This window comes from Comamonas sp. JC664, from assembly GCF_042647185.1.
Genome location: NZ_JBHRUZ010000038.1, coordinates 1 through 18570 on the forward strand (window position 1 = coordinate 1; position 18570 = coordinate 18570).

Genomic DNA, 18570 nt, shown 5'->3' on the forward strand with positions numbered 1-18570 from the left:
AAAAAAATAAAAGACATTCCCGCGCGGCTGTCCGGCCCGTCGATGGGCCCGGTCTGCTGCACCAGCACGGAGTTTCGGAAAAGCACCAGGGACGCCATTGCGCAGCGGCAGCGCCGGCCGGTCAAGACATGGCATCCGGCAAAGGCAGCTGCTGCGGCATGCACAGCGCATCGGCAGCATGGGCAGCAGGCTGCGGCAGCAGTGCGCTGCCCAGCCAGGAGGCGCTGAACGCCACCGGTCAAAACGCCCTGTGGCGGCACGCCAACCTCGGGTCGATCTGTGCGAAAAAACCAACTTAAATAATATACTAATCTATCGTTAATAAATAGCGATAAATTCAACAAATGTTAGTATACCTACGATCTACCCATCTGTGGCACAGTCGCTACCACCCCGGCGCCATCACTTCGCCATTCATCGGTAAAAACACGATGAAACAGAGCAATTTCGTAAAAATCTCTGGAACTTTTACGCTTCTGTTGGTGCAATCCAGCTGCCATCGGCGACCGTTCCCACCCATTTTTTTACGCATCTGTAAAAAATTTAATTACATAGCAATTTACAATTGGAGTAATTATTTTGATTTGAAAAAAGAATTCATCATGACCCACGTTTACCAGCCGCAGAGATCGCATCCATCCCCACATTGCGGCAGCTCAGCTGCTTCAAGCAGGCCGCTGAGCACCCCACCTTCACCCAGGCTGCCCAGTCGCTGGCGATGAGCCAGCCGGCCTTTTCCTCCGCCATCCGCGAACTCGAAATCACGCTGGGCGTCACCTTGTTTGACCGCAGCATGCGCGCGTGCGGCTGACACCACGGGCGAATCGGTGCGCGCCCAGGTCAGCTGGATGATTGCCACCTTTGACCAGGCATGGAGGAGATGCTCCAGCGGCTGCAGCACCAGAGCCGCTATCCGCATCACTGCATCCATCGGCATCGCAGTGGATTGCGCCGTACATGGCCCAGTTCCAGCAGCGCCACCCGAGGTGCATTTCGTGCTCGACGACATGCACAGCGACACGCTGATCGAGTCGATCACGCAAGGGGATGCGGATATTGCGGTCGGGCTGCATTTCGATATGCCTGCGCACATTGATTCGCGCCTGATCACCAGCGATGAGATCGTGGTCGTGGTCTCCCCGCGCCATCCGCTGGCCCAGCAGGCCAAGCTGCACTGGCACGATCTCAAAGACCAGCCGCTGGCGGTGCTGCGGCGGGGCAATACCTATACATGATCACCACCGTGCTGCGCGAGCAGGGCGTGCATGTCAATGTGCCGCACAACCTGTCGTCGATCGAATCGCTGTACGCGCTGGTGCACAGTGATCTGAAAGTCGGACTGATATCCAGCCTGAGCAAGCAGGCGCACACTGACCCGCAGCTGTGCTACCTGCCGATCGCCCGGCCACAGCTGGCCAGAAAAATCTGTCTGATGAAGCACGGCAAGCAGGCCGACACCCGTTGCTGGTGCAAGCCTTCTGGACATGCTGTGCGAGACGCTGTGAGCCGTCCAGACCACCGCCTATTGGCTGCAGGCCAGCGATTGCTTGCCCTTCCTTCCCGGCGCCAGTGCGTTATCGCCAGCGCCACAGCCCCGCCCTGCGCTAGTCTGAATACCCTTTGGGCCAGGCACTTGGCCGCTCACAACAAGCTCCCAGTTCTTGCCCGCGCCGTATGGCCAATGCCGGGGTTCAAGCTGTTACTGGGGTCCAGCTGGCGGTAAAAATCGGCCAATGCAGGCTTGGCCACATAGAGGTGGCCCACATTGTGCTCGGCCGGGTACTCGGCCCGGCGCGCATCGAGCAGCGCCCACATGCGGTGCTCCATGGCCAGCGGATCGACGCCCTTTTTCACGATGTAGTCCTGGTGGAAGACATGGCAGAAAAAGTGGCCGTAGTAGAGCTTGTGCACTATGTCGGCCTCGACCTCGGCGGGCAACTGCTCCACCAGTCACGGTCATTGCGGCGCAGGGCGACATCGAGCGCGACAATGTCTTCGACCTGCGCGGTGCACTTCGCGGTAGCGGATGGCAGCGCCGCAATCGCAAAGCGGTGCAAAAAGGCCTTGCGCCCTTCATCGGCATCACACTCAAACCAGCCGCCACTGGCGCTGCCAGCAAAATGCGTGCTCAGAAACGCGCGTGTGGCGTCCGCCGTGTCGTTCGATACGCGCAGCAGCAGGTGTGCTCATAGCGCTCGCGCACTGCGCATGCGCGCGGGCAGGTGGCTGGGCAAGAGGTTGGTGAACGCTGGATGATGCGGTCGCTGACGCCGCGCAAGCCCAGCCGCTCAAAGAAGCCATCGACCCGGCTTTGAGCGCAAAGGCCGCAGCACCGGGCGGTGCCAAAGCGGTCGATCAGCAAGAAGGTATCCTTGCCGTATTGCTCGCCAATGTCGTAGGCGGTGCGGTGGATGTACTCACCGGCAATCGGCAACTCCGCAAGGCGGTGAGCAGATGGCGGCGCACCGTGGTCAGGTCGTCGGCCGCATTGCTGCCGATATAGAAGACGGTGCTGGGCACTTTCGGAAAAGTATCGAGCGCACTGCAAACAGGCAGAGCTTGCCGGCCGAGCCCGAGGCCTCAAACAAGCGCGAGGGATCGGCATTGAAGCGCGCGGGCGAATCCTGGTCCACATCGCGCACGGGCGGCGGCGTAGCGCGGTCGGAGGCGGCGCGCTGCGCATCGTGCGTGATGTCGGCCTCGCGGTAGTCGCCGTTGTGCAGGCGGGTCAAAATCTCTTGCGGGCTATCCCCAGCGCAATGCCCAGGTGTTGACCAGGCCAGCGAGCCATCGGCCCGCACCTGGGCGTAGAGCGCCAGCTCGGTATAGGCCGGTCCGCGCCGCACCAGCGAGCCGCCGGAGTTGTTGCAGATGCCGCCGAGCACCGAGGCGCCGATGCAGGACGAGCCGATGACCGAATGCGGCTCGCGCCCCAAGGGTGCCAGCACCTGCTCCAACTTGTCCAACGTGGCCCCGGGCAGCAGATGACCTGGGCGCCACCGCCAATCACCTGCACTCGGTGATGCGCAAGGTGTTGATCAGCACGATCTCGCGGTCATAGCCGCTGCCATCGGGCGTTGACCCGCCGTGAGCCCGGTGTTGGCCGCCTGCATGATGACAATGCGGCCTGCGGCCACAGCGGCCTCCAGCACCTGCCACTGCTCCCACAGGCTGGCCGGGCGCACCACCGCCAGCACCGGGCCTTCGCCAGTCCGGTGGCCTTTGCGAAAACGGCGCGTGCTGGTCGCCGTCAGCACATGGGCGGGGCCGACGGCGGCGCGCAGCTGGTCAAGCAGCGCTTCGCGCGAGACGGAGGTGGTGTTGGCAGCGGTCATGGCAGGTCTTGGTAGGGTGCGTCGTTTACTGGCGCACCAGCAGATCGCCGTTGATATCGGCGACCTTGGCCACGCTGGTCAAGGTCATCGCCACCGCATTTCCTTTTCCATCAGCTCCAGCAGGTGCTTGACGCCGGCCTGGCCCGACGTGGCCAGCGCATAGATAAAGGCGCGGCCGAGCAAGGTGGCGTCCGCCCCCAAGGCGATGGCGCGCACAATGTCGAGCCCATTGCGGATGCCCGAGTCCGCCAGAATCTTGATCTGGCCCTTGACCGCATCGGCAATGGCCGGCAACGCGCGGGCCGAGGACAGCACGCCATCCAACTGGCGGCCCCCATGGTTGCTGACCACAATGCCATCGGCGCCAAAGCGCACGGCATCCTTGGCGTCTTCCGGGTCCAGGATGCCCTTGATGACCATCGGGCCCTTCAGAAGTCGCGGATCCATTCCAGGTCCTTCCAGGAGATCGATGGATCAAAATTGCTGCCCAGCCAGCCGATGTAGTCGGCCAAGCCGGTGGGGCTGCCCCGGTAGGCGGAGATATTGCCCAGGTCGTGCGGTCGGCCGTTCAAGCCCACATCCCAGGACCAGGCCGGTGGGTGACGGACTGCCAGTAGCGGCGCATCGCGGCGTTGGGGCCGCTCATGCCCGAATGCGCATCGCGGTAGCGGGCGCCGGGCACGGGCATATCAACGGTGAACACCAGCGTGGAGCAGCCGCGGCCCGCGCGCGCTCGAGCGCGTTCTTCATAAAGCCCCGTCCTTGAGCACATAGAGCTGGAACCACATGGGCCGGCCCAGGCCGGGTGCCACCTCTTCAATCGGGCAGACCGAAACGGTGGACAGGGTGAAGGAATGCCATGGCAGCGGCGGCGCGTGAGGCCTGCACCTCGCCCCGGCGTGCAAACATGCCCAGCAGGCCCACGGGCGCGAGGATGGCGGGATAGAGAGCTTCTCGCCAAACAGCTCGATGCTGGTGTCGAGCTGGCTCATGTCCTTGAGCACGCGCTGGCGCAGGGCCACATCGGCGTAATCAGCCACATTGCGCTTGAGCGTTTGCTCGGGTACGCCGCCATCGATGTAGTGGAACAGAAACGGCGGCAGGCGCTTTTGCGCGGCGGCGCGGTAGTCGGATGCGAAGAGATGATCATGGTGCGCTCTCAGGGCTGGAGGTTTGTCTCGGTATGTTGGTTGTCAGGGTCCGCGCAGATCAGGGCGCCCCGGGCGGGCTGGGCATCAGCTCGGCCGGCAGGCGCATCGATCGCTCGCGCCGCGCGCGCTCTTCGTCCATCTGCAAGATGGTGTGGCGCACATGCTCCAGTGCTCGCCAATGCAGGCGCGGGCGCGCTGCGGGTCGCCCTCCAAAATCGCCTGCATCAGGCTTTGGTGCTGCACGGTGAGCTGCTGCAGCGTGACGGGGGCGCTCAAGCGGAACATGTCATGGCGGTTGCGCTCCACGGTAGACAGCACCACGGTGAACAGGCTTTGCATCACCTGCACCAGCACCAGGTTGTGCGATGCCTCGGCAATCGCCAGGTGGAACTGCGCATCGGCGCGTGCGGCCAGCTCGCATGGCCGCTTTGCTGGTGCTCAATCATCACATCAAAACAGCGCTGGATGCGTTCCTTGTCTTGCGCGGTGCACGCTGCGCGGCCAGCCAGGCGTGCTGCTCTCCAGCGCATGGCGGGTCTCCAGCACGTCATAGCGGTAGTTGGGTCCGATTCAATCAGCCGGCCAACGGCCCCATGGCCTCTTGCAGCCAATCGGCCGATGGCACCGTTTGCACATAGGTGCCATCGCCGCGCCGGGCCGACAGCACCCCCTGGCTGATGAGCTTTTGCAGCGCCTCGCGCACCGATGTGCGCGACACCCCCAGCTCCAGCGCCAGTTGCCGCTCCGCCGGAGGCGCTGGCCGGCTGCAAGCACGGCCTGCACCAGGGCAAGCAGTTTTTCGACAACATGGTCAGCGAGGCGCATGGGGAGAGCTTTCAGTGGTATGTGTTGCCGTCGCGGCTCCATCAAGGCGATGGCGCAGCGACGCTCAATGACCCGGAATCATCCACGGAAACACATAGGCCTCAGCGTAGTCATCAAACCGATGATGACCGCAAAGATCAGCTGTGCTTTACCGTGAAGCGAAACAGATCCGATTCGCGCCCGCCAGACCCACGGCCGCGCAGGCAATGGCGATGGACTGGGGCGAGATCATCTTGCCCGTCACACCGCCGGTGGTGTTGGCGGCCACGGTCAGCACCTGGGGCAGGCCAGCTGCTGCGCAGTAGTGGCCTGCAGCGCGGCAAACAGTGCATTGGCAGAGGTGTCCGAGCCGTCAGGAACACCCCTATCCAGCCCAGGAAGGGCGAGAAGAAGGTAAAGGCCTGGCCGTGTGTGCGCCATGCCAGCGCCAGGGGGCCGACAGGCCCGAGTAGTTGGCGACAAAGGCAAAGGCCAGCACCATACCGATGGAGTAGATCGGCACGGCCAGTTCCTTGAAGTCTCGGCAAGTTGCCACTGCCTTGGACGGCGACAGGCGGGTGAAGGCAATGGTGATCAGCCGCAATCAGGATGGCGGTACCGGTGGCCAGCAGCAGTTGAAGGTGTAGACGGCGCCGTAAGGGGCGGCAGCGGCCACGACGGGCGGTGTCTTCTCGACCAGGTTGTGCAGAAACGGCACCGGAATATTGATGACGGTGGACGCCAGCGGGCCACCCGCGGCAAACAGCGCCTTGAAGGGCTTGATGCTCCAGACCGTGACCATGGCCGTCAGGATGATGAACGGCGACCAGGCCTTGATGACGGCAACAGCCGTCAGCGGCGCGCCCGACGACACAGGCGCTGCGGGCACGGCGTTGCAGCCGGCTCACCCGCCTCAGTGTGAAGCGGAAGATGCGCTTGGGCTGCCAGACTTTGAGGAACAGGGTCAGCGCAATCAAGGACACGATAGCCGAGGTGATATCGGGCAGCTCCGGGCCAATGTAGTTGGCGGTGAGAAACTGCACGATCGCAAACGAGCCGCCACCGACCAGCACCGCAGGCCAGGTCTCCTTCACACCGCGCCAGCCATCCATGATGGCCATCAGCCAGAACAGCACCAGCACAGTCATGAAAGGCAGCTGGCGACCGGCCATCTGGCCAATCGCAAAGGCATCGACGCCTGAGACCTGGCGGCGACGATGTCGGAATGCCCATCGCACCAAACGCCACCGTGCGGTATTGCGATCAGGCACAGGCCTGCGGCATACAGCGGCTTGAAGCCCAGGCCCACCAGCAAGGCCGCCGTGATCGCGACCGGCGCGCCAAAACCTGCCGCCCCTTCAGAAACGCGCCAAAGCAAAAGCCCACCAGGATGAGTGCAGGCGCTGGTCCGGCGTGACCGACAGGATCGACGAGCGGATCACATCGAACTGCCCCGTCTTGACGGAGATCTTGTACAGAAACACCGCAGCCACAATGATCCAGGCAATGGGCAAAGGCCATAGAAGAAGCCATAGACGGCCGAAGCCAGCGCCGCGCTGACGGGCATGCGGTAGAACAACAACGCCACCGCCAGGGCCAGCACCACCGTGATGGTGCCCGCCTGGTAGCCCTTGAGCCGCAACTTGGTTAATGCCAAAAAGAAAAACAGGATCGGAATCAATGCCACCAGGGCCGACACCCAGATGTTGCCAGCCGGGTCGTAGTTTTGCTGCCAGAGAGTTTGCATGGCGATGTCTCGAAGTTATTGGACGGGCGCATGGGCGCCTTGTTCTTGGCTGTTCACTGGAGGCTTGGCGCTGACGGCTGCTAGGCTGCCCTGTGCTTGGCCTTGCTTGGTGAATGGCTTGTTCGCTATGCCGTTGGTTGGACCTTTGGTCTAAATTGGTATTACCAATAAACATGAAATCGCCAATCTGCGGCAAAGTTGGCGATTATTGGGAATCATGCAAATTTATTGCCAGGGTAAACCCTTAATTTGACAATCTAGTGTGCCATTTTCCATATTGGTCATACCAATATAAGCAATCAAAGCGCAATGGTTTGCATGGAACACGTCCGGGTTCCATCAGGCATGGCCTGCCCATGTGCATGTCCAGACGCCGCGGAACCTGCGGTTTGAGGTTGACTGGATGTGGATGGGGTTGGCGTCGCTGGCAGCAAGAACTTGTCTTGGTTACTGGCGCATGGCGTGTTCAGAGGAAAGCATGCCGAGGGAACCGTAAGCATGCGGGCCTGCGGCTTTCCAACTGGCATGCCGCATCGAAGAAGCGTTGCGCTTCTCCGGTTTTCAACATGGGGCTGAGCTGATCACCCCCGTGCAGCACGTTCATCAGCTTCTGCATACGTCACTGCTTGGCGTATCAATTCTCAAGAGACTAAATTACCGCGTCTTTATAGGCAGCCATCGTGATATTTTTCATTTGCGCCCAATCCTCAACGAAATGGACTGTCCACACCAAGACCAACGAGGGCCGGATCATACTTTTCAAAATCATCTGGATATAAAAATTCAGAGAATTTCATGGATTTGGAAAATCAAAATTATCCAACAGACTATATTTCGTCAAAAATAATCTAGATTTCTCTCTCAGTCTTGCCAACATTCTCCATTCTCAAACCCATTCAAAGATGTATTAAATTCAAGATTTTCAAAAAATCTATTTGACACCTCATCATCAAACAGATTTTCTCGTTCATTGTTTATCTCGCGATATATATCACCACCAAACAGGCCCTCCAATAGCGGCATTATCTTTAGCGAATTCAGAAAACAAGATATAAACAGCTGATACAAAGGGTTTATAATGTTCGAATTGAAATCATGATCCAGATCGATGGCTTGAAAGTGCGACTCTGCACAAACAGACATAATCCTCTTAACGTAGAAATGCGCCAGCTGTGATTCAGGCTTAATCAAAACAAAGTTCATTAAACAATAAACTTCGTATTGGTAAAATGCCTTGTCACTTAGAAAAGCATTTATCACATTCCAGGCGGTAACTGCAGACGCAGCGGGTTCAAAACCGGATCTTTTAAATATTCTTCACGGCTGTAGTAGTCGCACTTCCCTACAAAGAAGGGATGGTTCTTAAGTTGCTCCACAACCTCAATCTGCTTACAAAAAGAATGGGGCGAAATGGATCATCGCCTCCCATATCCCCGTCAAATAAAAATCCAATGCCTCACCAACCATATCCATATCCTCAAATACAGTTAGTACTGAGTCATAGGCATTTAAGGCATTGAGCTCCAAATCAAAATTCAACGCATTTATTGCAAGTGCATGAAATTTTATCGCTATGTCTTTTGAGCAATCAGTACAAGAGTAAGCAATAAAATTAATATCCCAGCAATACCAAAAAGAAATCAACCACAAGAAGGATGAATTCACCTTGGTCAGCACATCAAAAGAGCATACACCTAGCGTGGAAAATCAGCCAATTCCAAACTGGTCCAATTGTCGGCCAGTTCTCCCTCAAAAATCTAGGTGGGTCGTAGTCTGCATCATACGACGCAACATTTTCCATTGCCTCTTTAAAACACGACTGCCAGTCTCTTGGTGCTTTGAAATCAAACTGAAATGAGGAAATTTGCCATTCAACTCTGACAGCAAAATATTCATTCATCGGTTGTCAGCTTCTCAAAATAAGTGCATTTTTATTCATGGCATGCCTATTTTGCGCAGTGATAATGATATGACCCTCTGCAATAGGAAAGCACAAACTTGGGAGTTATGGCCCACAGCGCTATGCCAATCCTGCCGGAACCATTGCAAATTCCCTTCGCGGCTCCATCGATGACCGGCGCCGAGCATGCGGCCCCCTTGCTGCGATCTAACGCCAAATTCAACATATATGTCTCGATGCGATTTGCTGAGAGACAACGTGCCCACCTTAACCTGTTTAACCGGAAAGGAGAAACTTTACCTGGTATTTCGGGGGTTGGCCCATAAATCAGCAGCGCATTTCTGGTACCTCTAATAAATTCCCCCATAGCTTTAGCGACCCCCTTATTTGCAAATATTGCAGCAGACTTCCCTGCCAGCTCTGCAACCGCTACATCAAAATTTTCCATGGCATTCACAAAACCCTTTTGATTTTTTGCATCCTTCATGAATTTTGCCACTCTGGGCCTTGGAAAACACTCCATACCTGTTGGTATGCATGTACCAACTGCAGCAAGGTCAGCGCATGGTCTAGCTTGTCCAAAATCCCGAGCGCTCTGGTACCTGCGGAAGTTACGCGCATCAATGTCCAAAATTGGGCATCGCCATGGATATAAAAATGTTCCCACTCGATCCACCGTATTCACCGGTCCGCATTGCCATACAGGTACTTGTTCAAAGTCAGCGGAATGCGACTCGCGCCGGGGTGCTCATCCATCGAGATAAACCGGCCAACTGTGGATCGTAATCACGCGCACGGAGATGCAGCAGCCCCGTCTGGCTGTCGGCATATTCGCCGGTGTAGCGGTGGCTGGTAGCAGCGGCATCGGCCGCATTGGCGAGCATGCCTTCAGTGGCGCCCAGCGCAATGCCGAATGCGTCGTAGCTGAAGACATGGCTGGTGGCAGCGGTTTGGGCCACACGCACGCTGCCCAGCCATCGCTGAACAGCTGGGTTTGCGCGCCAGCCGAGGTGCTGGCGATCAGCTCACCTAAGCCATCGGGGGTGTGCACATGCACGGTATCGACCCAGGCGCCGCTGTTGACCTTGGTGCTCTCGACCAGGATCTCGCTGTAGCTTCGCTGGTGGTCGACCTTGTAGTGGGTCTCCGTGGTGGTGGCGCCCTCTTTGACCAGGCGCTTGATGCGGCGGCCGCTACTGTCATAACCGTACTCACCGTTTTAGCGCCGGTGCTGACTTGGCCAGCGGTTGTCCACCGTCCAGGCATAGGTGGTGGTATCGGCGGGTGATGCCTTCTGCACCAGGTTGCCGCGCTCGTCCCACTGGTAAGTGGTGGTGCCGCTCAGGCTATCCACACTTTGCGTGAGGCGGTCATGGCTGTCGTACTGGTAGGTGGTGACCTGGCCGTTGTGGCTGACGCTGCGACGGCTGCGGTTGCCCACGGCGTCGTAGACGTAGTCGATGGTCGAATCAAACACCGCAGGTGCGGTTTGTGTGCTACGCCTCTTGCAGCAGCTTGCCGGCGGCGTCGTACTGGTAGCGCACGGTGCGCTCCACCGTCTCTGCCGGGCTGCCTACCCCCACCATGCGCTCGGCCACCTGGGTGCGCTGGCCTGCGGCATTGAGGGTGTAGACAAAGCTGGCAATGTCTGCACCGTCTGCCTTTTTGTGCAGCACGGCTGTCAGCTGGTTGGCCAGGTTGTACTGGTAGTCGGTGGTGCTGCCATCGGCCCGCGTCACCTGCACGCGATTGCCGGCGTTGTCGTAGGCAAAACGGGTGGTGCTGCCATCGGGTGGGGTCAGGGTCTCCAGCTGGTTGAGCGTGTTGTAGCCGGCTTGATGTCTGGCCCGAGGTGCTGACCTGGGTGCGGTTGCTGTTGGCGTCCCAGCGTAGTCCAAGGTCGCACTGAAGCTGGTGCCCAGGCTGCTGTGGCTCCAGACCTGCGGGTGACGCGGTCGTTGCCGTCCAGGGTCAGGCCAGTTGCCATAGGCGGTATCGGTCTGGCTGTTCATGCGGCCAAAGCTGTCATAGCCTTGGCTCAGGCTGCGGCCATCGCTGCGCGTGACTTTGCTGAGCTTGCCGCCTACGTCATAGCTGTAGATGGTCTGGCTGCCGTCAAAGTCAGTACGGCTTACCAGACGGCCTTCGCTGTCGTAGACCAGGCCTTCGCTCTTGCCGCCTGGCAGGGTGCGTGCCACACGACGGCCAGCGCTGTCGTAGCCATAGCGGGTGCTGTGGCCGTTGGCGTCGGTCTGGGTCACAGCTGGTTGCTGCCATTCCAGGTGTAGCCGGTCGCCTTGCCCAGCGGGTCGGTCACGGTCTTGAGGGCGCCAGCGGATCGTGGCCAAACTGGTAGGCATGGCCCAGCGGGTTGGTCTCGCTCAGCAGCACGCCATTGGCGTCATAGGCAAACTGCGTCACCGCGCCATTGGCCAAGGTGGTGCTGGTGCGCTTTTGGGTGTTGTTGTAGACGTGGACCGTCGCCCGGCCCAAGCCGTCGGTGGTTTTGACGAGGTTGCCCGCCAGGTCGTATTCGCGCGTCACCTCGATGCCAGCGGCATTGGTCTGCTTGGTTTCACGGCAGCAGGTCGTATTCAAACGCCGTGTGTTGCCGCGCGCATCCTTGCTAGATGCGAGCTGGCCTGCTGCGTCGTACACGCTCTCGACGACAAAGCCCATGGGTCGGTGACCTTGGTGGCGCGGTCCAGCGCATCGTAGGCTGTGCGCGTGCACAGGCTACCGATGCAGCTCTGGGTTTCGTTGCCGTTGTTGTCATAGGCCCAGCTTTCTACCCTGCCATCCGGGTAGTGGTCTTGGACTTTTCACCGCGCAGGCTGTACTCATGCGCTGTCTTGCGGCCCTGGCTGTCGGTCTCTTGCACCAGCTGGCCCGCCGCATCGTAGAGGTAGGTGCTGGTGTCGCCCACCGCATTGGTGCGGCTGGTGACATTGCCCTTGGTGTCGTAGCTGCTCTTTTCTACCACCGTGGTGGCAGGTTGGCCGCTGGGTGACGATGGCGCGCGTAGTGGAGATGACGTTGCCTGCGCTGTCGTAAGCGTAGGTGGTCACCGTACCGTCCGGAGCCGTCTCGGTCTGCTTGAGCGTGGTGCCATTAATCTTGGCATAGGTGTAGCGGGTGGCATTGCCGACCTTGTCGGTCATGCTGCTCAGGCTACCCGTCGGGCTGTAGCCCATGCCAAAGGCTTGCCAGCAGCATCGGTGATGGCTGTTAGATCACCGCTGGCGTTGTAGCCATTGGTGGTGACGTTGCCTGCCGCATCGGTGATGGTGGTGACATTGCCTTGCGCATTGAAAGCCGTCTTGGTCACACGGCCGGCGGGATCGGTTTCGCTGGTGACATTGCCGAAGGCGTCGTAGCTGCGCGTGGTCTTGCGGCCCAACGCGTCGATCACCTCGATTCGTTGTCATTGGCGTCATAGGCGTACTGGGTGGTGCCGCCTGCGGCATCCAGCACGCGGGTGATGTTGCCCCGGTCATCAAAGTCATACACGGTGGTGTTGCCGTTGCGGTCCTTGATGGTCTGCTTGTTTGCCGTGTTGTCGGTGCTCACCGTCACGGCTTGCCGGCGGCATCGGTCTGGCTCAGCACGCGCCCGGCGTCATCGTACGTGGTCTTCAGCGCCACCGGCCCAGTGGATCGGTATAGCTGGTCAGGCATGCGCCACCTTGGGTTCTCGTAACGGAAGTCGGACGCCGCATTGCTCTGGTCGACCACCGAGATCAGTTGTCGGCCGCATCGTAGCCATAGTTCAACACCTGGCCGCCGGGGCCGCTGATCTTGCTAATCTTTCCCTCGCATCGCGGGTAAAGGCCAGCGCCCAGCCGCCAGAGTGGCTGATACCGCTGCGCGTGAACTGCAGGCTGTTGCCATTGCGGTCCTTGATCTGCTGAATGCCGAAGTCCTTGTTCAGGATGTATTCGATGCCATCCAGAGTGGTGAGCTTGTACTGCTGGGGTTGAAGGTCTCGGTCGTGCCCATGTCGAAAGATCACCACCGGCCAGACGCAGATCGCTGTAGCCCAGCGCTTCGAGCTTGCTGCCGCTCTTGTTGCTGGCCTTGGCGCTGAATGCGAGGCTGACGCTGGGGTTGGACGCCCATGCAGCACGCTCACGCACTCCGGACTGGCCCGCAGTCGAACTGCTCAAGCCTGCCGTCGGGCATACGCACCGATGCCACGCGGGAGCCTTGGGGCCGCACGCAGATCTTGCGGTTGAAGCCCGAGCCCGTCTCCTGCATCACCCAGAGCGGCCCAGTACGCCATTGGTCTGCAGCCAGACGTCCTGTAGTCCACCGACCAGCCGTAGCCAAAGTCCATGCGCTGCGCGCGTTTGAGCGAGTCATAACTGCGCCGCACAGTGAGCGGCAGGCCTTCGATCTCAAAAGCCATATCGGTAAAGGTCAGCTGCAGGGGCGCCGTCTTTTGCTCTCCGTGATAGCCACCGTCACCTTGGCGCTGGTCTCATTGCCCAGATATCGCGCACGACCAGGCCCAGTCGTACAAGCCGTTGGCCAGGTCTGGGGGTTGAGGTCGCCCAACTTGGCGGCCGTCACGCTGGCGCTGCCGCCGCCAATCTTGCTCCACTGGTTCTGGCCCGCTGGCGAGATCATCAGCAGGTACTCAGCCAGGTTGGCATCGGAGCCGTGCCCACGATGGCCGTGGGCTCGAACACGTCCGTCACCGTGATGTCGTCCGAGCTGCCCGGCGCGGTGATGGCCGCCAACGGCGCCAGCACATCGCTGGGGTCCTTGACGCCGAACCAGTCGTCCACGGTCACGCTGCTGCCCTTGGCATCGCGCAAGGTGAGGCGCAGGTTGTGCTTGCCCATCGCCGTGGGCGTGAAGATGGCCTGGTAAGCGGCGTTTACCGTCACGGCACGGCCGTTCACGGTCAGACTGCTGACGGTGTAGGGCGCTGTTCCGCCCTGCGCAAACACCTGCAGGGTGGTCGATTCACCCAGTTCAGGTATTTGGGCGATGGCGTCACGCCCGCCTCCAGCGGTCCGCCCGCTGCGGGCTCGGTCACGCGCAAGGTCCAGCTCTGGTGACGAGGCTGGCCGTCCGACACCGTCACGGTGATCGCATGCGTGCCTTGCGAAGTCGGCGTGCCCGAGATCAGGCCTGTGGCCGACATGGTCAAGCTGGCCGTGCGCCGCTCATTCGGTAGGTGAGGAAGTCACCATCCGGGTCTGTGGCCACCACCTGGTAGGCATAAGGCGCAGCAATGGCCGCAGTGGGCACGGGCGCGCTGGTGATGACCGGCTCGCGGTTGGCCGCAATCTGCAAGGTATAGCTTTGCACCACATAGGCGCCACGGCTGTCCTGCACCTTGATCTCTACCGCATGGCTGCCCAGCACCGGGCGTTCCAGGTCAGCAGGCCGCTGGCCGATATGGCCATGCCCGCAGGGGCCTTGTCCAGCGCATATGTCAGCGGGTCGTTTCTGGGTCGGTCGGTCGCCGTAACCTGGTATTGATAAGGCACGCCCGGGCCCAGCGCGCGCGGGCTTGCTGCTGATCTGGGGTGGGTTGTTGGTTGGCAGCTGCACGTAAACGCCAAAGCTTTGCGTGGCATAGGCCCCCTTGGCATCGGTGGCGCGCACGGCTACTGCATGGTGCCGCCTTGCGCCAAGGTGGGCGTCCAGCTGATGGCGCCCGATGTGGCATGGATCGCCATGCCGGCGGGGGCTGAGACCAGCGTATAGCTGATGGCATCGCCATCCGGATCGGTCGCCCGCGCCGTGTAGGCGTAGGCCGAACCTGCGGTGGCCGAAGTCACCGGTGTGGAGCTGAATGCGGGTGCGCGGTTGGAGGCGCCGAGACCGAGATGGCGTAGCCTGGTGGCGATGCCACCCTTGCCGTCCGTCACCTCCACCATCACAGGTGCCAGCCCAGCCACATTGGCAGGAACGCTCCACTGGTTGGCACCGGTGCTGCTGTCAATCAGCATGCCCTGCGGGAACTCCGTCAATGCATAGACCAAGGTATCACCATCGGCATCCACGGCCTTGAGCGCATAGGTATAGCTGGCGCCCGAGACAGCGCTGGTGCCAGGCTGCGTGGTCACCCGGGGTGGGCGGTGCCGGGCTGGCCACGCCAATGGCATAGGTCTGCGATGCGGTGCCGCCCTTGCCGTCGGTCACCTGCACGGTCAGCTGCACCTGTCCGCTCGTGCCTGCCGGCACGGCCAGGAGACCCGGCCCGTCGTGCGCGTCCACGGTGATACCGGGCTCGCTGGTGGAGACGCTGTAGGTCAGCACATCCGCATCGGGATCGCTGGCCAGATCTGGTACAGATAGGCCGCGCCGGCCGATGCCGGTGGCGACCGGGGTCGAATTGATCAGCGGCGGCCGGTTGGCGGTAACGCCCACGCCTATCGCATAGGCCTGGGTCACTTCGCCATCCCGGCCATCGGACACTTTAATCTCCACCATCTCGCTGCCGGCAAAGCCAGCGGGCACGGGCCACTCCAGCTTGCCGGTGGCAGAGATCGTCATGCCTGCCGGGCCGGTCAGCAGCTGGTAGCTGAGCGGGTCACCATCGCGGTCGGTGGCAACCACCTGGTATTCATACACCCCACCGGCAACGGCCGTCACCTTGGGGGTGGAGCTGATCACCGGCGGCTGGTTGCCGCTGGCGGGCAGCACTTCGAGCTGCCAGTTCTGCTGCGCGACATTGCCGGCGGTATCGGCCACCTCGATCAGCAGCGCATGCACGCCCACATCGGCCACGCTGGTGGCCCAGCTCAGCTGATTGCCAGCCCAAGCGGCTGCGGCAGGCCGGAGGCGAGGCGGTAGCTGAGCGTCTCGCCCTCAGGGTCAGTAGCACTGACCGAGTAGCTATAGATGGCGCCAGCGCGCACCTGGCTAGCGGGCGGCTGGTGATGGCGGGGGCGCCATTGCCATACACCGGCAGCTGGATTTCAAACGCCTGCTCGGTCTGGCCACCACGCTGGTCGTCCACTTGCACGCGCACAGCAAATTGCCAGCGACGTTGCTGGCAAACTTCCAGGCGATCGCGCCCGTGCGCTCACTGATCGTCATGCAGCAGGTGCCTGCAGCAGCTTCCAGACCAGGTTGTCACCATCGGCATCGCTGGCCGAGGCCGTGTAGCCGTAAGTGGCGGGGTAGGCCACATAGGTGACCGGTGTGGCGATAACACCGGTGCCCGTGTTGGGCGTTGCCGTGGTGCGAATGCTGAAGCTTTGCTTGCCCTGGTTGCCATCCGATCAGTGGCTGCCAGGACGACCGCGGCCGTCCCCGCCACAGGCGATGGCCAGGTCACGGCGCCGCTGCTGGCGTTGATCACCAGGCCTGCAGGGCCACTGAGCACGCTGTAGACAATAGCGTCACCATCGCGGTCGCTGGCCAGCGCCTGGTAGGTATAGGGCTGGGCCACGGTGGCCGTCAACACCGCAGCTGGTGAATGCCGGGAACGCCTGCACGGACACCACCACGCGCTGCACATCACGGGCACCAAACTGGTCGGTGACCTGGATCACCAGCGGATAGGTGCCGGGCTCGGGGTTGGTCCAGTAAATGCCTCCAGAGGCATTGATGCTGATCCCCGCCGCCTGGCTGCCCAAGGTGTACTGCAACGGCCCTCTCTCGGGATCTGTGGCGGTGACCTGGTGGAGAAACTCACACCCGCAGGTACCTTGGCAGGGAACTGGCTGGTGATCTGCGGCGGCAGGTTGCCATCCACCACATGGATGGAGAAGGCCTGGCTGGCCAGCAGCCCCTTGCCGTCGCTCACCTGCAGGTTCACGCGGAAATCCCCCATCAAGCCTGGCTGCCAGCTGATCTTGCCGGTGGCGGCATCCCCGGTCATGCCCACGGGGCATACATCAGCTGGTAGCTGAGCGGGTCGCCATCGGCATCGATGGCCGTGGCCTGGTACTCATACAGTTGCGCACATCCCCAGCAAGCACCGGCTGGCTGGTAAAGATCGGCGGGCGGTTCACGGGTCGCCCACACTCCAGTGCGCAGGCACATAGGTCGCTACCTCGCCAGAGCTGCACAGCGCATGGCCATCCACATCCAGCGCCCGATGCTGTAGTAGTAGGTTTTTTGCGCCTGCACCGTGCGGTCCAGCAGGTAGAGTGGCGCGACTGCGTGGTGCCCAAACGCACAAAAGGACCTTCCAGCTTGTCTGCGCGGTAGACCGCATAGCTGGCGGCGCCGGTATCGGCCCAGGTCAGCTGCACATTGCCAGGTTTTGGCGCGCAGTTGCAGGTCATTGACGCAGGCGCCCTGCGGCGGAATGCTGACCGAGCCAAAGCATCGACATAGACATAGCCGCCATGGCCGCCTTGGGAGCAATCGGCACCCACTACGCGGATCTGCAACTCGTTGCCCAGGCTGCTGTCGGGCACCTCCAGGTCCACATCGATAAAAAGGGGTGGATAGCCATTTGCTGCCCTTGTAGACCGTGGTGTAGAACACGCGGCCGGCTGGTTGGCAAAGGCAAAGTCGTAGTACAGCGTCTCGCCCTTGGTCAAATCCTTGATCTCGACAAAGAAGTAAGGCTGTTTGTGGGATTGTGGCTGGGGTCCTCCAGCACGGCGGCATAGCTGAAGCGCACATGCAGCTTGCCGTCACCCGGGTCGCGGTCGGTTTCGGCAATCACACCCTTTTGGCTGATCTCGTGATGTGTGCGCCGTTGTCGTCGTCGTTGACCTTGGCCGAAAAATTGCCCTGGCGCGGCAGTACCAGCTGCGGTGCGCGCGGTCAAAGCGGCCATCCACCACGCTGACCTTCTCCACGCCGCCGCCATTGAAGCGCACATCGCCAACTTGAAAAGGCGGCGCGCCGGTCAAGCCGGGTTCAGGCCAAAGCGCTTGGTCCAGCCCGTCACCGTTTGCTTTCAAAATCGCCATTGACAAAGATGGCGTGCGAATCACCCCCGCGCCCCAGCCCAGCACCAGCAGCAAGGCCAGCATCCAGCTGCGCCGGCTGCCCCAGCCCCCTTTGCGCTGCAGCCACCGTGCGCCCAGCAACAAGGTGCAGCCCGACAGCAAACTCAGCGCCAGCCAGCCCATGGTGGGAATGGATTTGAGGGCGCCCGCAGGTGCATTGACGGAGGCGATGCGCTGTTGTTGGACAACACGGATCGGGCAGCTCGGACGCGACTGAAGCGGTATTCACCAAGTGGCCACCGGCCTGCGCCATGGCGCCCGTCACATCGATGGTGATGGAAGCGCCCACCGCATCTCCGCCAGCACTTGGATATCGCCGCCTTGCCCTGACGCTGTGCCGCATACGCACCACCGCGCGCACTGCAGGTCCACGCATGTCCTCCACGCCCGAGGGCATCAGGTCTTGCAGTCGCGCTGCGCTGACCGCTGCCGGGCCATGGTTGACAGCCACCAGCTGGAAGGCCAGCTTGCCGCCGTGCAGCACGTTGGGTGTGCTGTGGTTTTTGAACACCGCCAAATCGGCCTGCGCAGCCCCAGCAGTGCTGACACTGACCTGCACCAAGCTGTCATTGTTGGCTACATTCGTGTCCACGGTATCGGCGTTCGTTGGCGCCACCGAGGCTCGGTGCGTCAGCACGCATCTGCAGTCGCTTTACCGGTCACCGTCACCACCACCTGGTTGCCAGCGCCAGCGGGCACCT

32 protein-coding genes and 9 pseudogenes are annotated in these 18570 nt (G+C 61.0%); 2 read left to right on the plus strand and 39 right to left on the minus strand.

All coding sequences use genetic code 11. From position 1 onward, the window contains the following. Positions 1-646 precede the first annotated feature (646 nt). Positions 647-811 (plus strand): LysR family transcriptional regulator, encoded by a 165-nt coding sequence (locus ACFODQ_RS05700; RefSeq protein WP_377015643.1) that lies wholly within the window; start codon positions 647-649, stop codon positions 809-811. Then, positions 783-1235 (plus strand): LysR family transcriptional regulator substrate-binding protein, encoded by a 453-nt coding sequence (locus ACFODQ_RS05705; protein ID WP_377015645.1) that lies wholly within the window; start codon positions 783-785, stop codon positions 1233-1235. The genes ACFODQ_RS05700 and ACFODQ_RS05705 overlap by 29 nt, the downstream gene beginning before the upstream one ends. A 406-nt stretch (positions 1236-1641) precedes the next feature. Here the strand turns inward: ACFODQ_RS05705 and ACFODQ_RS05710 are convergent. From ACFODQ_RS05710 to ACFODQ_RS05900, 39 genes and pseudogenes are all read right to left on the minus strand, one after another. Continuing rightward, positions 1642-2584 (minus strand): annotated as a pseudogene (locus ACFODQ_RS05710) (hypothetical protein). After that, positions 2472-2966: a hypothetical protein gene (locus ACFODQ_RS05715; RefSeq protein WP_377015647.1), complete on the minus strand. Its 495-nt coding sequence runs from the start codon at positions 2964-2966 to the stop codon at positions 2472-2474. The pseudogene ACFODQ_RS05710 and the gene ACFODQ_RS05715 overlap by 113 nt, the downstream one beginning before the upstream one ends. Positions 2967-3038: 72 nt before the next feature. After that, complete coding sequence (locus ACFODQ_RS05720; protein ID WP_377015649.1) at positions 3039-3335, minus strand: hypothetical protein; 297 nt, start codon at positions 3333-3335, stop codon at positions 3039-3041. Between the two features lie 84 nt (positions 3336-3419). Continuing rightward, positions 3420-3782 (minus strand): alpha-hydroxy-acid oxidizing protein, encoded by a 363-nt coding sequence (locus tag ACFODQ_RS05725; protein ID WP_377015651.1) that lies wholly within the window; start codon positions 3780-3782, stop codon positions 3420-3422. Continuing rightward, positions 3764-3913, minus strand: a complete 150-nt coding sequence (locus ACFODQ_RS05730) for a hypothetical protein (protein WP_377015653.1) — start codon at positions 3911-3913, stop codon at positions 3764-3766. Before ACFODQ_RS05730 ends, ACFODQ_RS05725 begins: the two co-directional genes overlap by 19 nt. Next, positions 3904-4038, minus strand: coding sequence for a hypothetical protein (locus ACFODQ_RS05735; RefSeq protein WP_377015655.1), 135 nt, complete (start codon positions 4036-4038; stop codon positions 3904-3906). Before ACFODQ_RS05735 ends, ACFODQ_RS05730 begins: the two co-directional genes overlap by 10 nt. A 43-nt stretch (positions 4039-4081) precedes the next feature. Continuing rightward, positions 4082-4498 (minus strand): alpha-hydroxy-acid oxidizing protein, encoded by a 417-nt coding sequence (locus ACFODQ_RS05740; RefSeq protein WP_377015716.1) that lies wholly within the window; start codon positions 4496-4498, stop codon positions 4082-4084. A 46-nt stretch (positions 4499-4544) separates the two neighbouring features. After that, positions 4545-5311, minus strand: a pseudogene (gene lldR / locus ACFODQ_RS05745) (transcriptional regulator LldR). Between the two features lie 148 nt (positions 5312-5459). Further along, a pseudogene (locus ACFODQ_RS05750) lies at positions 5460-6092 on the minus strand (L-lactate permease). 142 nt (positions 6093-6234) lie between these two features. Continuing rightward, positions 6235-6462: pseudogene (locus tag ACFODQ_RS05755) on the minus strand (L-lactate permease); the annotation flags it as partial. Beyond that, entirely contained in the window at positions 6435-6605 is a 171-nt protein-coding gene (locus ACFODQ_RS05760; protein WP_377015719.1) for a hypothetical protein, read from the minus strand. The pseudogene ACFODQ_RS05755 and the gene ACFODQ_RS05760, both read right to left, overlap by 28 nt. A gap of 3 nt (positions 6606-6608) precedes the next feature. Then, positions 6609-7037 (minus strand): annotated as a pseudogene (locus tag ACFODQ_RS05765) (L-lactate permease); the annotation flags it as partial. Between the two features lie 1389 nt (positions 7038-8426). Further along, positions 8427-8714, minus strand: coding sequence for a hypothetical protein (locus ACFODQ_RS05770; protein ID WP_377015657.1), 288 nt, complete (start codon positions 8712-8714; stop codon positions 8427-8429). A 269-nt stretch (positions 8715-8983) separates the two neighbouring features. Beyond that, the gene (locus ACFODQ_RS05775; RefSeq protein WP_377015659.1) at positions 8984-9436 is read right to left on the minus strand and encodes a hypothetical protein; all 453 of its coding nucleotides are present in this window, start codon (positions 9434-9436) and stop codon (positions 8984-8986) included. A gap of 220 nt (positions 9437-9656) precedes the next feature. Further along, positions 9657-9902 carry an RHS repeat-associated core domain-containing protein gene (locus ACFODQ_RS05780; RefSeq protein WP_377015661.1) on the minus strand — a complete coding sequence of 82 codons (246 nt, stop codon included), beginning with the start codon at positions 9900-9902 and terminating at the stop codon, positions 9657-9659. Between the two features lie 254 nt (positions 9903-10156). Continuing rightward, the gene (locus tag ACFODQ_RS05785) at positions 10157-10414 is read right to left on the minus strand and encodes a hypothetical protein (RefSeq protein WP_377015663.1); all 258 of its coding nucleotides are present in this window, start codon (positions 10412-10414) and stop codon (positions 10157-10159) included. Between the two features lie 19 nt (positions 10415-10433). After that, positions 10434-11297, minus strand: a complete 864-nt coding sequence (locus ACFODQ_RS05790) for a hypothetical protein (RefSeq protein WP_377015665.1) — start codon at positions 11295-11297, stop codon at positions 10434-10436. Continuing rightward, complete coding sequence (locus ACFODQ_RS05795; protein ID WP_377015667.1) at positions 11251-11670, minus strand: hypothetical protein; 420 nt, start codon at positions 11668-11670, stop codon at positions 11251-11253. The genes ACFODQ_RS05790 and ACFODQ_RS05795 overlap by 47 nt, the downstream gene beginning before the upstream one ends. A 55-nt stretch (positions 11671-11725) precedes the next feature. Then, positions 11726-11920, minus strand: a complete 195-nt coding sequence (locus ACFODQ_RS05800; RefSeq protein WP_377015669.1) for an RHS repeat domain-containing protein — start codon at positions 11918-11920, stop codon at positions 11726-11728. 40 nt (positions 11921-11960) lie between these two features. Beyond that, positions 11961-12131 (minus strand): annotated as a pseudogene (locus ACFODQ_RS05805) (hypothetical protein); the annotation flags it as partial. Beyond that, positions 12104-12349: a hypothetical protein gene (locus ACFODQ_RS05810; protein ID WP_377015672.1), complete on the minus strand. Its 246-nt coding sequence runs from the start codon at positions 12347-12349 to the stop codon at positions 12104-12106. The gene ACFODQ_RS05810 and the pseudogene ACFODQ_RS05805, both read right to left, overlap by 28 nt. Then, positions 12346-12513 (minus strand): hypothetical protein, encoded by a 168-nt coding sequence (locus tag ACFODQ_RS05815; RefSeq protein WP_377015675.1) that lies wholly within the window; start codon positions 12511-12513, stop codon positions 12346-12348. The genes ACFODQ_RS05810 and ACFODQ_RS05815 overlap by 4 nt, the downstream gene beginning before the upstream one ends. Next, the gene (locus ACFODQ_RS05820) at positions 12510-12671 is read right to left on the minus strand and encodes a hypothetical protein (protein ID WP_377015678.1); all 162 of its coding nucleotides are present in this window, start codon (positions 12669-12671) and stop codon (positions 12510-12512) included. The genes ACFODQ_RS05815 and ACFODQ_RS05820 overlap by 4 nt, the downstream gene beginning before the upstream one ends. Positions 12672-12705: 34 nt before the next feature. After that, entirely contained in the window at positions 12706-13068 is a 363-nt protein-coding gene (locus tag ACFODQ_RS05825) for a hypothetical protein (protein WP_377015681.1), read from the minus strand. Beyond that, positions 13065-13196: a hypothetical protein gene (locus ACFODQ_RS05830; RefSeq protein ID WP_377015684.1), complete on the minus strand. Its 132-nt coding sequence runs from the start codon at positions 13194-13196 to the stop codon at positions 13065-13067. Before ACFODQ_RS05830 ends, ACFODQ_RS05825 begins: the two co-directional genes overlap by 4 nt. Positions 13197-13355: 159 nt before the next feature. Further along, positions 13356-13565 (minus strand): hypothetical protein, encoded by a 210-nt coding sequence (locus tag ACFODQ_RS05835; protein WP_377015687.1) that lies wholly within the window; start codon positions 13563-13565, stop codon positions 13356-13358. Beyond that, positions 13565-13843: a hypothetical protein gene (locus tag ACFODQ_RS05840; RefSeq protein WP_377015690.1), complete on the minus strand. Its 279-nt coding sequence runs from the start codon at positions 13841-13843 to the stop codon at positions 13565-13567. The genes ACFODQ_RS05835 and ACFODQ_RS05840 overlap by 1 nt, the downstream gene beginning before the upstream one ends. A 2-nt stretch (positions 13844-13845) precedes the next feature. Further along, positions 13846-14088, minus strand: a complete 243-nt coding sequence (locus tag ACFODQ_RS05845) for a putative Ig domain-containing protein (RefSeq protein WP_377015693.1) — start codon at positions 14086-14088, stop codon at positions 13846-13848. Positions 14089-14090: 2 nt separating this feature from the next. After that, entirely contained in the window at positions 14091-14555 is a 465-nt protein-coding gene (locus ACFODQ_RS05850) for a hypothetical protein (RefSeq protein WP_377015696.1), read from the minus strand. 2 nt (positions 14556-14557) lie between these two features. Then, positions 14558-15058, minus strand: coding sequence for a putative Ig domain-containing protein (locus tag ACFODQ_RS05855; protein ID WP_377015699.1), 501 nt, complete (start codon positions 15056-15058; stop codon positions 14558-14560). Next, positions 14940-15683: an Ig-like domain-containing protein gene (locus ACFODQ_RS05860; RefSeq protein ID WP_377015702.1), complete on the minus strand. Its 744-nt coding sequence runs from the start codon at positions 15681-15683 to the stop codon at positions 14940-14942. The genes ACFODQ_RS05855 and ACFODQ_RS05860 overlap by 119 nt, the downstream gene beginning before the upstream one ends. A 135-nt stretch (positions 15684-15818) precedes the next feature. Further along, entirely contained in the window at positions 15819-15995 is a 177-nt protein-coding gene (locus ACFODQ_RS05865; protein WP_377015705.1) for a hypothetical protein, read from the minus strand. A 223-nt stretch (positions 15996-16218) separates the two neighbouring features. Next, positions 16219-16365: pseudogene (locus tag ACFODQ_RS05870) on the minus strand (putative Ig domain-containing protein); the annotation flags it as partial. Next, the gene (locus tag ACFODQ_RS05875; RefSeq protein ID WP_377015727.1) at positions 16301-16453 is read right to left on the minus strand and encodes a hypothetical protein; all 153 of its coding nucleotides are present in this window, start codon (positions 16451-16453) and stop codon (positions 16301-16303) included. The pseudogene ACFODQ_RS05870 and the gene ACFODQ_RS05875, both read right to left, overlap by 65 nt. Further along, positions 16454-16549, minus strand: a pseudogene (locus ACFODQ_RS05880) (hypothetical protein); the annotation flags it as partial. A gap of 119 nt (positions 16550-16668) precedes the next feature. After that, a pseudogene (locus ACFODQ_RS05885) lies at positions 16669-16788 on the minus strand (hypothetical protein); the annotation flags it as partial. A gap of 10 nt (positions 16789-16798) precedes the next feature. Continuing rightward, entirely contained in the window at positions 16799-17452 is a 654-nt protein-coding gene (locus ACFODQ_RS05890; protein ID WP_377015708.1) for a hypothetical protein, read from the minus strand. Further along, entirely contained in the window at positions 17449-17685 is a 237-nt protein-coding gene (locus ACFODQ_RS05895) for a hypothetical protein (RefSeq protein ID WP_377015711.1), read from the minus strand. Before ACFODQ_RS05895 ends, ACFODQ_RS05890 begins: the two co-directional genes overlap by 4 nt. A 119-nt stretch (positions 17686-17804) precedes the next feature. Beyond that, positions 17805-18461 (minus strand): hypothetical protein, encoded by a 657-nt coding sequence (locus tag ACFODQ_RS05900; protein WP_377015713.1) that lies wholly within the window; start codon positions 18459-18461, stop codon positions 17805-17807. Positions 18462-18570: the final 109 nt, after the last annotated feature.